Source organism: Periweissella cryptocerci (assembly GCF_004358325.1).
Classification (GTDB): domain Bacteria; phylum Bacillota; class Bacilli; order Lactobacillales; family Lactobacillaceae; genus Periweissella; species Periweissella cryptocerci.
Window position 1 is genome coordinate 1,118,345 of the sequence record NZ_CP037940.1, and the last position, 13,624, is coordinate 1,131,968.

General features: G+C 41.7%; 8 protein-coding genes. All 8 read right to left on the reverse strand.

Going from position 1 to position 13,624, the window contains the following annotated elements; genetic code table 11:
- Positions 1-316: 316 nt before the first annotated feature.
- Complete coding sequence (locus EQG49_RS05105; RefSeq protein ID WP_133362957.1) at positions 317-946, reverse strand: YfbR-like 5'-deoxynucleotidase; 630 nt, start codon at positions 944-946, stop codon at positions 317-319.
- 623 nt (positions 947-1,569) lie between these two features.
- On the reverse strand, positions 1,570-2,445 hold the full coding sequence (locus EQG49_RS05110; RefSeq protein ID WP_133362958.1) for a class C sortase: 876 nt from the start codon (positions 2,443-2,445) through the stop codon (positions 1,570-1,572).
- 99 nt (positions 2,446-2,544) lie between these two features.
- On the reverse strand, positions 2,545-3,342 hold the full coding sequence (locus tag EQG49_RS05115) for a pilin N-terminal domain-containing protein (protein ID WP_133364534.1): 798 nt from the start codon (positions 3,340-3,342) through the stop codon (positions 2,545-2,547).
- Between the two features lie 18 nt (positions 3,343-3,360).
- Positions 3,361-5,235, reverse strand: a complete 1,875-nt coding sequence (locus EQG49_RS05120) for a SpaH/EbpB family LPXTG-anchored major pilin (protein WP_133362959.1) — start codon at positions 5,233-5,235, stop codon at positions 3,361-3,363.
- A gap of 126 nt (positions 5,236-5,361) precedes the next feature.
- Positions 5,362-8,634 (reverse strand): SpaA isopeptide-forming pilin-related protein, encoded by a 3,273-nt coding sequence (locus tag EQG49_RS05125; RefSeq protein WP_133362960.1) that lies wholly within the window; start codon positions 8,632-8,634, stop codon positions 5,362-5,364.
- A 249-nt stretch (positions 8,635-8,883) separates the two neighbouring features.
- Positions 8,884-9,894, reverse strand: a complete 1,011-nt coding sequence (locus tag EQG49_RS05130; protein ID WP_133362961.1) for a CAP domain-containing protein — start codon at positions 9,892-9,894, stop codon at positions 8,884-8,886.
- Positions 9,895-10,083: 189 nt separating this feature from the next.
- Complete coding sequence (locus tag EQG49_RS05135; protein WP_133362962.1) at positions 10,084-11,811, reverse strand: phospho-sugar mutase; 1,728 nt, start codon at positions 11,809-11,811, stop codon at positions 10,084-10,086.
- Positions 11,812-12,547: 736 nt separating this feature from the next.
- Complete coding sequence (gene trxB, locus EQG49_RS05140) at positions 12,548-13,513, reverse strand: thioredoxin-disulfide reductase (RefSeq protein ID WP_279232835.1); 966 nt, start codon at positions 13,511-13,513, stop codon at positions 12,548-12,550.
- Between the last annotated feature and the right edge of the window lie 111 nt (positions 13,514-13,624).

Genomic DNA, 13,624 nt, shown 5'->3' on the forward strand with positions numbered 1-13,624 from the left:
CGACTGGGGGAATATGTGTGAAACACATATTTCCGCTGAGGATAAGATGAGGACTCTTAGGAATTTATTCCTTAAAGTCCCAGCTTATCCGAACCTCACAAGACCGTATTTTGGCTTGTGAGGTTGCTTCCAGCGCAGTGCGCCAAGTAATTTCCAGACACGCAGTGGCCAAGTTTATTCAATACCACGCCAGACGGAATAGAGCCATGAATGTAAAAAAAGAAAGCTTAATCATAAGCTTTCTTATATACTTACTATTTATAATTTTAACATATAGAACAATCGTTCGGTATACTTAAAGGACTAATTTCGGTGATTAGTCCAAAATTGTCTTTGTTAGCGCCATTAGCTTACCACGTTCAGAAAATTCTTGATCCAACATTTCTGGTAGCACCGTGCTAATCACGTACTTCACACTTGGCATATCGTTAAATGATAACATCGTTTCCAAACTTTCTTTGTAGATTTCAACAAAGACCGGTTCTGGGTTGCCCTTTTGAATTTCGCCAAAAGCTTCGTACAATAAATCCAGTTTATCGGCAACCGACAAAATACGACCTTCGAGGGAATCATCCTTTCCTTCTGTCAGGCGACGCATATAGCGTTCACGTAATTCAGACGGGATTTCTTTTTCAACGAAATTTTTAGTTAATGAGTCTTCCACATCAGACAACATCATGCGTAACGTGCTCGTGGCATACTTAACGGGTGTCTTAATATCACCGATAAAGCGTTCCGTATAATCATGGTTCAAGGCCTTCTCATACAGGCTTTGCCAATTAACGTCGCTGCCATTAATTTCTTCAATATCGCCAAGAAATTGGGCCGCTTGAGTAACTTTCCATGAGTGGGCTGCTACACTGTGCCCTTGGTATTTAAAATAACCCGGTGCGCGGACAACCATTTCTAACTCGCTCAAACCTTGTAAATATTCATGCATTCCCATGATGTAAGACCCCTCCATATAATTTGACATAAGTTACATTCTGCAACAGTGCCAAATTGGTTTTATTTATCCTATCAAATTGTTGTGTGACTTACAAGGAAGATTCCTTGATTAGTCGGTTTTACCACATATTCCCGAATATTCGAACTCATATCCAACCTAAAAATTCGGGTTCTATTCATTCTAGCGCGGAATTGTCGTTTCTGTACATTGCAATCATCGAATTACTGAGGTTCTATTGTCAGCGTTGTTTCCATACTACTGATGTCTGTGGTTTAAACGATTCTCGCTAGTTTGAGCATTACTCCTAACTAACGGAGTGGCAGTAAATTACTTGGCGGTCGCAGCCTTTACACCGCGACTGGGGGAATATGTGTGCAGCACATATTTCCGCTGAGGATGAGATGCGGACTCTTAGGAATTTATTCCTTAGAAGCCCAGCTTATCCGAGTTGTTCAAGACCGCACTTCGGCTTGAACATGTACTTCCAGCGCGGTGCGCCAAGTAATTTACTGGCACGCAGTGGCCAAGTTTATTCAATCTCACGTCAGACGAAATAGAGCCGTTTTATGTTTCAACCACTAAAAAGTGGCACGGAAGATTCCCCCGTGCCACTTCTTAGTTTATTCAGTTACCGTAACTGCTGCCAGTTTCTTCTTACGAAATTTCCGGAAGCCAACGACCGCTAATGTTAAGACCAAAACTAGCGCGCCCACAGCAGCCATACTTTCTTGCATGATACTACTTTCCTTGGGGGCACCGTAACCAACAAAGTGACCACGAACCAACAAACGGTGCGTGTTCACCATGTATGGTGTACAAGTAATCAACGTTACATAACTTTGCTCTTTATCAACTTGTAAGTAATCAAGGTTATCGGGTTCCACAACTTTAATCTGGTCCACTTGATAAACGAGTTGCTTACCATTGGTTTCGATGTAAAATTTGTTGCCGACCTTAACTTTAGGCAAGTCCGTGAAAAGGCGGGCATCTAACAAGCCGCGGTGGCCGGTTAATAATGCGTGCGTCCCTTTTTCTGGTGATGGTACTGATGAACCGGGGACAAGCCCAATCCCGTGTTCCAGTTGGACATCCGAACTACCGTTATAAATCGGTGCATCCGTATTGATATCTGGAATGTGAATTGTTCCCATAATACGACCTAACTTACTTGCTAAATCTTTATTATCGGTCCCAAAATTTTGGAGTAAACCGCGATTTTCTTTTTCAACTTTTTCAGCTAACAACTTACTATTTTTAAACGGATCTTTGACATCATCCTTCTTACCCGCCCGTACCTTGGCATTTCGCGCTTTATCAGCAGCTTCAACAACTGCCTTTTGCTTCGCGTCAAGTGCCGCGGTCTGCTTACGGTAGCGATTAATAACTTGTTGCTGTTGCACAGATGCGTAAACGCGACCAATCAGTGGTGCACAGAAAACGGTGGCCCCAGCCATGAAGACTAAAATCAAGACAATCCGCATAATTTTCTTTTTCATAAAACCGGTTCCTCCTTTTTCTTTTCCCCTCAGAACGGTTTAAGCTACGAAGCACCTGTAAGGTATTTCGTAGCTTAAATCGTGTTACGTATCGTGTGCTTAAGCTTTCTTCTTACTAAGTTTGATTAACGTAAATGCAATCCCCATGATTACCAAACCAGCAATTGCAAAAATTACTGTATTGATACCACCCGTTTTTGGAAAGAGCGTTGCCAAACCGCTTTTTGCGGGAGCAACACTTTGTCCATCACGAGTATTACTAGGATCTTCGAGCGCATCACCGTAATCATCAGTCAATGGTTGCACTGGTGGATTAGCAGGCGCAACATCACTCTCATCTTCGATATCGCCAGTATCTGGCCACATCACGTCTGGTTGTGTTTGGTTCTTCAAGTAAAGTTCCAAAGTACCTGTGATTTTCGCGCCATCAAGGGCATGTGTTGGTAAAGCAATCAAAACTGGAATTGTTTCAGCTTTGATTACTTGATCAGGTGAATCGGTTTCAACAATCAAGTAGCGCCCATCATTAGCAACTGTTACCATCGTTTGACCGGTTGCATCAGTTGCTGGTGAAACGATACTGTGTTTTGCTGCGGCAACTAACTTATCCCCATAAACCCGCTTATCGTCACTGGCATTAAATGTTTGCGCTTCTTTGTCAGTAACTGGCACCACTGTGAATTTCACGCCGGCAAGCGGTGTACCCTCGCCATCTTTGAAAGCTTGATCAGCACGGTGATTAGCTGGTTCATCCCCATAATCAAATGCGTACTTGTGTAATACCAGCTGAATGTCATCCACAACTTCATCGGCTTGCACCGTGGTTGTTCCCATCAAGCCCGCAATCATTGGTAGTAATAGAAGAAAGGACATGATGCTATAACGTATTTTTTTCATAGCATATCCTCCTTAGGATTACTTGATGCGACGGTATCCACGAACAGCTACGAACATTGCAGCTAAACCACCAAGAGCAGCGGCGATGTAACCCATGCCCCCAGTCAACGGAAGCTTGTTAGCAGGTAAGTTTTCAACTTCGTTAATTGGCAACTTAGTAGCATCACCACTGGCTTGGGCATCAGTTTCGGCAATTGTGAATTCAAGATCTGACATCGTTGCATAGTTTGTTGGTGTCTTAGTTTCTACCAATGTATACGTGCCTTCAGCTAAACCATCAACAACAAACATTGCATTAGTTCCATTTGAATCAAATTTCTTGGCATCAGCAGCGTCATCTACCCAAACAACTTCGCGATCTTCGTTGTATGACAAGTATTTATCAGCGTCATTCTTCACCTTAAATTCGGCACCGGCCAATGGCTTAGAACCATCAGTCTTTTGGAACTTCTTGGCACCAGTCCAAGTTAATGAAGAGTCACCATCATGACCAGTATCAACGTTGTTCTTAACTGTCCAGTTAACAGTCGATCCATTTTCAAAGACAATTGAGTTAACTTGATCGGCATCAAGTGAGTTCAAAGTCGTATTGTACTTAATGTAAACATAGCCATCAGTGTTTGCGGCCATTTTATCAAGACCGGCTTGCGTAAAGTTAAATACTACCTTACCGTTTGTTGCAGTATCAAGCTTGTAATCAGTTCCCGCAATTAATGCATCAGTTGCAGGGGCCTTAGTTGAATCAGTGATGCGTTCGTCAACGACATAAACTTCAGCATCGTTAAATGAAATGTTAGCTGGCATTGTATCAGTGATTACAAATTCTTGCATTTCATCAATATTAGAAGGAATCGTTGTGTTAATGTGCCAGTCAAAGGCTTGACCAACTTTAAGTCCTTCAGCAACTAAACCAGCAGCATCAAGATTACCAGTACCCTTGTTTTCAGTCGCACGATCAACGGTCTTCCATTGTTCAACCGTCGTTGGGTTCTTAATCTTATCTGTACCAGTGTATGATTGAGTCAAGTTACTATCACTAATCGTGAATTCACGATCAGCAATCTTTTGGTAGCCGGCACCAGCATTGGCTGTTTCGACCAACTTGTAAGTACCATAAGTTAAGTTATCCCAAGTTAAATCAACCCCGTCAATTAAACCGGTTGTTGTCTTTGAACCAAAATCTTCGTTTACAGTTACACCATTTTGATTTTTAACCTTTGTCAGTGAAAATGTTGCCTTCAAGTTTTTTGCGGCCGTGTTATCTTCGATGTCCTTATCAACATTCAATGAACCAGTATTAGTACGGTTCTTCAAGTAAACGTCCAATGTACCGTTAACAACTTCGTGTTGGTCTTGACTATTTACTCGGTAAACTGGCAATTGCACAACTTGCGCATCTGACTTTTGCACGACACCAGCGGGGGCGTTCGTTTCAACAATCATGTAGGCACCGCTATTAGGAACTTTAGCAGTTGTACCAGTTTGACCGTTAACGTTAGTAGGTCCATCTAACTCAATTTCAGTAGCAGTTGCTGCAAGTGCCTCTGCTTCGCTTTCACTGACATATCCCATAAACTTATCGTCCTTAACAGAGGCTAAAACATCTGAATCCAAACGGTAAAGCTTGAATTCAACATCTTGTAACGCCTTATATTTTGCAGCTTCCAATTTTGCCACTGCTTCAGCATGCGTTAAGTTATTCAAATCAAGTTCAGGTGTACCCATTGGTTGTGACTTTTGAATCCCAAATTTATTAATCCGGATTGTAACATCAGAAGCTACTGCAGGTGCAGCTGAAACTGATTGGACACCAGTAATACCTGATGCTGCGATTGGTAATGCGATAGCTGCGGTCATAACCATGGCCTTTAATTGCTTTTTAGAAAATTTCATTATGTTTTTCTCCTATTGAATGTATGTGTCCCATTATTGGGCACGAATTTTTTTATTCATATATGTGTGTGGCTCATGCCACCTTATGTTTGAACATAATTTTTAACATTTATAAATTTATTACTATTAGTTATTGTTTAACCGGCGGAAAATAAAAACTGAGCCAGCCATTAATGTGATACCTAAACCTAAGATAACCATGATTCCAATTGAACCAGTTGCGGGTAATTGATAACCCTTGTGGTGATTTGGAATAATAATTTGTGTCCGATATCCATCAGCAGTGATTTCAAACCGGATGTCCTCAGGTCGATTTGGATCATACGAAACAAATCCCTCCGGAACTGGTCGTGCTTGTACTCTAAAACTATGAATCCCAAGATAACCATCCGGGGTTTCAACTTCCCGAATTTCATACGTCTGGTACGTAATAAATTCAAAATCACTTGGCACCCGGTGAATATTACCATCGGCTACCATGTCCACCCATTCGTGATTCTGACTAGACAGGCGAATTTGAAATTTAGCACCTTCCAATGGGCTATTATCTTGGTCAACCTTAACGAGTTCTAATCCAATCTGTTCCTTGTGATTAACAACTTGGGCATTATTATCGTTATCAAAAGTTACATCAGTATCGGCCCAACTTACATCGCCGTTTTCAGCCACGATAATTTTGTAACTATCTTTGTCGCGGATGTAACCATCGGGCGTCTTCGTTTCAACTAATGTGTAGGTTCCTGGATTCAAATCACTAAAGGTAAACTTGTTACCGATTGGGTTTGGCTTCAGCGTAAATGATGGGTCCCCATCTTTAGTTAGCGTAAACTCCGCCCCTTCAACACTGGCAAATTTTTCATCAACTTTCAGTAATGAAAATTTCCCTTTCAGAACTTCAATCTTCTTTGGCTCTTCACGAACCTTTACCGTATTGGTGTCCTGCGTGCCGAGAAATGTTTGCATGGATGCTGTATTATCACGCCAAATGGTTGTGTTAGCTTTATCGGCTAGCGTTGCATCCACCTTAACATGTAAACCAATCGCAAAGCGTGACCCATCAAAGTCGATTACTCCGATACCTTCAGCGGTAAAATTAACCATGACCATTTGCCGTAGTTCTTTGTCTTTGGTGATTGGATCCTCATACATTTGCGCATCATTTGCAGTTACGACATAGCGCTCGTAGGTTTTGTTATCCGTCCCAGTAAAGGTTCTTGGAATTACCTGGCCGCGCTGATCGTAGACCACTACATCTTGTTTACCATCTTTTAAAGTAATATTCGCGGGTAACCAATCCACCATAACCATCTTGTTGGGCTTAGCAATTGAATCAACCCCAATTTGATATGTTTGTTGATAGATGTAGTAATAGAATGTGTCATATAGTTGCCCATTCTTCGTGTAATGACCAATATCATCAACTGATTGCATATGCAAATTACCGTATTGTTCGGCACCATTGACAATCGTGCCAAAGTGTTTATCGCTTGACGTGCTATCACCCGCCGGCTTTGGCGAAGTTGTCACGGTCTTGCTAGGTGCCACTAACGGCATGGGATCAATCGATGCACCGAAAATCGTTTGCCAAGTATTCCCTGTCCCGGTATAAATTCTAAATTTATGCACCTTACCAGTTACTTCAAAGGAAACGGCTCCATTTTCAAAATCCGAAGCTCCCAAGGCATCAATGAAATTACCATTTTGGTGCGTGCCACTTTTGAGCTTGTCATAGTTACCATGACCGGTAGAATAGTACAGTTCATTTTGCTTACTAGTTGCCTTCATAATTGAATCTTTTGATAAAATAGTCGCATTCGCAATTAGTTTACCGTCTGAACCAACTTTACCAACCATTTCCGCGTTAACTGAATTATTAATTCCCGTCGTTGTCACAGTCCAATCATAGTTATTCGCATTACCCGTAGCTCCAGCTGGGCCAAAGTTATTCAATGAACCGAACGTCAGATAAGAGGTCACCCCATCATCTGGCTCAACGTTCAGCAATTTATTCAACTTACCATTGCCGTCAACCGAGTAGTACCGAATTTCAATATCCATGTTTGCAATTCCACGGTAGAAAATTCCTGAAAATAAATTATTCGGAATATCAATAAAGTGGGGCATGTTGGTACCATTAAACGGTTCTGAGTTCTTATACCACTGAATGTTAGAAACCGACATTACGGCCCCCATTTTATGGTCTTTCATATCAGTGCCTGTGTACGTACCAACATCATCATACGTTACCGCAAACGAGTAATCTTTAACGGCATTTTCATTGGCAAACTCAATCATATATGAAGATTGCCCGTTATTAGTGCTTGCATGTTGTTCATACTGCCAGTGATAGTGGGTCCGTGCCCAATACATCAAATTATTGTACGTATTTGAACTTGGGTTGTAAGGCTTACCACCATCTGATGGATTAGGATTAACTTCAATCGAGCCCCGTGGGCGATTGAATTTTTCAAAGGCATGCACTGCTTTCCCATCCATATTGCCTAAGTCAGTACTATTTGGATTATCACCAGTCACTTGCGAAAAGCGGGTACTGTTTTTGTTGCTAACCCATAAACCAAACTTACTAGCATCAGTTGCGCCAGTTCCCCCAGCAAATGAGTTATTCAAAATTTTAACTGATTCAACAGTTTCAGTTCCTTTGGCCTCATTAGCAGGATTATCGGTTAATAGTGCGCGCGCTTTTTTGGTGTCCTTTTGTTTTACCGCTTCTTGCTTATTCGCTGCATCACTCTCAGAATTTGGCGTAGTAGCTAAATTACTATTTCCTTGTTCATCTTTTGGTGTTAATTTATCAGCATCAATCGATATTATTACCGGCTTGTTTGCATCACTAATATCTTTAGCAAAATTTTGCTCATTTTCCTTGGCTTGTATCACCGGATTCAATGCAACTTCAAATTTCTTTGCCGCCAAATCTTTAATGGCTGTTTTAAAAGTTAATTCATATTCTGCATACTCGTCGCCATATTTTACAAATTCTTTTTCAGCAACTTGATTACCCATAAGAATTAACGCATCTTTTGGCGATGCAGCTAATTCTTGGGGGTTACCTAAACCATTACCTTCGATATCGGCTTTAAGTTGTATTCCGACAATTCGTTCTTCAGCAATTGGTTTTGATTCATCAACAGCTTGTTGAAACTTCAAAGTCCATTCAATCGAATCGTCTTTCTGTGTTGCAACATAGTCAATTTGCATCGCAGCGAGCCGATGCTCATCATCAATATCAAAATGACCCTCACCAACATTTTTTGTTACTTCATCGCCACCCGACTTATCAGCAGCCACTATTGTTTGTCCAGCTGAGAACAAGCTTGGCACTATCAAAGCTACAATCATCAACAAATTAACAAAAATACCGGTCCATTTATTACGCATGTATTCCCTCCTCCTTTACGTCATGTTATTACTTATCAACACTATAACCAAAGGATGTGAACGTTTACATTTTATTCCGTGGCGTTTTTGCGACTAAAACATGAAGTAAGTATGAATTCATTAATAGACGCTTACCTAAATTATGTACTTTACGAGACTTCTATTCATGATAAGCTGCATAAAAAAAGCCTAGAAATTAATATCTAGGCTAGTTTTATTAATGAGTTTTAATGTACGCTATTCGTATAATTAATTGTTAAAACTGTGATTAGCTCCATCTAGGCCAGTCCGATTAACAATTGGCTTACGTACATTCCATTGTTCGGCTGTATTATATTGATTAGTTAACTTATTAATTTTCTTAATATGTTTATGGCGTTTAGCACCCTTTAACTTTTGCAGTTGTTTTTTCATCTTTTTAATCCGGGTAAAGTATGACGTGCCCTTAGTCCCGTAATCTTGAGCTTGCCAGTATTGATGGCGTCCATCGCGAAAGATTTCCTTATAACCAATCCCGACTTTTTTCATGTGGGGATTCAATAACGCTTCCCGGTGGCCTTGATCGGCATAAAACAAGTTATTCACCAATTCTTTGGCTAACTGATCGGCCGTGGGCACTTTCGCTTTACCAACCATCGCTAAGTTTTCCGTTTGCAGCCAGAAACCCAGCTGATCAATTTCTTGGAAAACATTCCCGTGAATCAACGCATTTTGTTGGGCTTGCTTGGCCGCTTTACTATTGGCATACTTCGTCAGCTTAGCGTCCAGCGATACGTTGCCCATGTGATTAAGTTTACGGAGGCGATTAATATATTTAAGCGCTGCTTGCTCAACCCGTTTTTGCGTTGGTACTTGATCATACGTTTGTTCAGCAACATCGCTAGCCTTCATATGACCTAGCTCCTGATTATACGCATTCGTAATCACATAGTATGATTCATATGACCATTGATTAACGCCGACCGGATTAGCAATGGTAATCTTTTTACTCGTATAAAACTTACTAGCCGTGTAGCTATGTAATTTTGAACCTTGATCAATTGCAACATCATAGCGATTGTCTTTATTAATTTGATACATGTAACCATTGCTATTCGTTACGTGCATCCCTTCTTTGGTCATGATTGTACTTTGAACTAACTGACTAGTGCGCCATCCTGCCCGGGCTTCTTCTGCAAGAAAACCCATTAGTCCAAGGACTAGTACCAACGTTCCAAGCAGTGAAATAACAATCACATTTTTTTTACTAATTTTCGCCAAAGCGCACCTCCTCTCAGCACATAAACTAATGTCCAAATATTACTATATAAATAGTTTACTGCTGAAATATGAAGATATTCTGGTCGAAGATACGAAAAAAGACACCACCCGTTTACGGATAGTGTCTTAACTGTACACACAATCATCACAATTATGGACAGTCCGTGTATTATTCAATCAATTTTGTGTTTATTTAATGAATTCGGTAATTGCGGCATCGTAATCGACGAGCTTTTGGTTCGCAGCGGCTTCAGAATCCGCTACCGCACCAATGTAGAATTTAATCTTAGGTTCCGTTCCTGAAGGACGCACGGCAATCCAAGTTCCATCAGCTAAGTGGTACTTCAACACATTAGCCTTAGGTAAAGTAATTGCCTTAGTTGCGCCATCAGCAAGGGTTGTTTCAACTTGCGTGTCAAAGTCTTCCACACGGAGCACTTCAACGCCCGCAAATTCCTTTGGTGCGTTATCACGGAACTTCTTGATGATGTTGGCGATTTGTTCGGCACCGTCAATTCCAGCAAAAGTTTCTGATTTTGTTTCTTCACGGAAGTAACCGTACTTAGCAAAGAGTTCTTCAACCCCATCGTACAAAGTCTTACCAAGTGACTTGTAGTAAGCTGCCACTTCAGAAAGCATTACGAGCGCTTGGATGGCATCCTTATCGTGAGCAAATGGCTTGATGAGGTAACCGTATGATTCTTCAAAACCAAACATAAAGGTGTGATCGCCAGTTGCTTCAAAGTTTTCAATTTGTTCGGCGATGTACTTGAATCCAGTCAAGACGTTAATCATTTCAACATCGTATGACTTGGCAATTGCCGTTGCAAATTCTGATGACACAATTGACTTAACTGCAGCAGCATTAGCTGGCAATGTGCCGGCTTGCTTGTTAGCTTCAAGAATGTAGCTCAACAAGACTGCCGCGATTTGGTTACCCGTCAACAATGTGTATTCACCATTTGGTTGGCGCACAGCGGTGCCTAGCCGGTCAGCATCTGGATCAACGGCAATTAAAACATCGGCGCCTTCCTTCTTACCCAAAGCAATCGCCATATCAAAGGCCGCTGGTGATTCAGGGTTTGGTGAAACGATAGTTGGGAAGTCACCATCAATCACAGCTTGTTCTGGGACAACTGAGAAATTATTAAAGCCGGCGTTGCGCAAAGCTTTTTCACCAATCATTTGGCCAGTTCCGTGGAGTGGTGTGAAGACAAGCTTCATATCCTTACCAACTTCGTCAATCAACTTTTGGTTGATGGTAATTGACTTAACTTCCGCCAAGTAATCTTGATCGATTTCGTCGCCGATAATCTTCATTGTGCCATCGGCCTGCAATTGCGCTTCATCAGCGACCTTAATAGCAAATAAATCGGTCACTTCACGGATGTAACCAGTCATCATGTCTGATTCCTTTGGTGGCATTTGACCACCGTCTTCACCGTAAATCTTGTAACCGTTGTATTCCTTAGGGTTGTGTGACGCCGTAATCATAATGCCGGCATATGTGTGCAAGTGACGCACTGTGTATGAAAGTTCTGGCGTTGGGCGTAAGCTTTCAAAAACAAATGACTTAATCCCATGGGCACCAAGAACCTTTGCGGCTTCGTGCGCAAATTCAGGTGAACCATGTCGTGAATCAAAACTGATGGCAACCCCGCGGGCTTTGTCTTCAGCTGACAATGTATCCATTAATAATGCCAAACCTTCAGTTGCTTGACGAACAGTATAGATGTTCATCCGGTTAATTCCGGCACCAAGCAAACCACGCATCCCCGCAGTACCGAAGCTCATTGGTTGGTAGAATGCATCTTCCAATGCATTTTCATCGCCCGCTTTTGCAGCCAATTCTGCTTTTAATGATGGTTCCAATTCTGAGTAGTTACTCCAAGTTTGATAAATGTCTTTCCAGCTCACGATAAAGCCCTCCATAGTCCTTTTTATATTATCGCCTTATTATAGCTTATTTAGACACAAAAAAATGAGCATGTTCGTAAAATGCACACTTATTTCACAATTTCGTTATAATTTTTGTCGAATACAAGATTAGGTAAATAAATATTTAAAAGCTCATGATAAGGCTAATCATTTATGTATTTTGCCGTGGACTGTTCAGAATTCATCCACATTGCCGGTGTTATTTCCATGACATTGCTGCCTGTGATTGGTAACTGTTTTTTCTAGTTTGAGCATTATTCGTAACTAACGGAGTGCCGGCAAATTGCTTGGCGGGCGTAGCCTTTACACCGCGACTGGGGGAATATGTGTGCAGCACATATTTCCGCTGAGGATAAGATGAGGACTCTAGGGAATTTATTCCCGTAGAGTCCCAGCTTGTCCGAACCTCCCAAGACAGACATCCAGCCTGCAAGGCTAATCTAATCGCGTTAGGATTAGATTCAGTATTTTGTGCAACAAAATGCTGGGATGTTTTGCGTTGCCGGTTCTCAGGCATAAGCACAGACTGGCTTGGCAATGCGCTTCCAGCGCGGTGCGCCAAGTAATTTACTGGTACGGGGTGGCCAATTTTATTCAATCCCACGTCAGACGAAATTGCACCATATTAATGTCGTACCTAATATGGATGAATTAAGCGCAAAAAAACGTGCCCATCACATAAACATGATGAACACGTTAAATTAACGTTTAATCGTTATTCTGCTGTTTCTGCAACTGGTGCCATTTCTTGGAGGTACGCGTAAACTGATTGACCAGCCATCGCACCATCACCAACGGCGGTTGTAATTTGACGTAAATCTTTTTGACGAACATCCCCGATTGCAAAAATACCAGGTACTGCAGTCCGCATGTTATTGTCAGTCAAAATCCAACCATCTTCATCCGTGATACCTAAATCTAGGAATGGTTCTGAAATTGGGTTGATACCAACATAAACAAAGACCCCATCCGCATCAATTACTGATTCTTCATTTGTTTGGTTGTTGAGAACCTTCACACCAGTAACCTTCTTGCCATCACCTTGAATTTCTTGAACTTCAGTGAACCACTTAAATTCCATCTTTTCATTAGCAAACGCCCGTTGTTGAATGATTTGTTGGGCACGGAGCTTGTCACGACGGTGTAAAACCGTTACCTTTTCAGCCAAACCGGCCAAGTAGATACCTTCTTCAATGGCGGAGTCACCACCACCAACGACGATAACGTGCTTATTCCGGAAGAATGCACCATCACATACGGCACAGTAAGACACACCGCGGCCTGCGTAATCATCTTCGCCGGCCACATGTAAGTGCTTGTATTGTGAACCTGACGCAACCACGACACTCTTGGCTTCATAAGAATCCATATCGGTCTTAACAGTCTTGTACGTCCCATTGTCCGTAACTGATTCAACCGTTCCAAAGGCATATTCCGCCCCAAATTGCGTTGAACTAGCATACATTTTTTCTGACAAGTCAGGTCCCAAGATTGAATCGAAGCCTGGGTAATTTTCGATTTCTGCGGTGTTGTTCATTTGACCACCGTAAATTCCACGATCAATCATCAAAACTGACAAGTTCGAACGTGAGAGGTACAAGGCGGCAGTCATCCCACCAGGCCCAGCACCGACAACGACGACGTCATACTTTTTATCTGCCATTTTAGTTACTTCCTTTATTCTATAAGTACTGACAAGTCTACTATACTTTAGTCAGTAAGTCACGTTGCATTTATCATTGGAGCTCACATTCCATTCTATCACAGCTCGGTGACATGCAAAATTCCAATT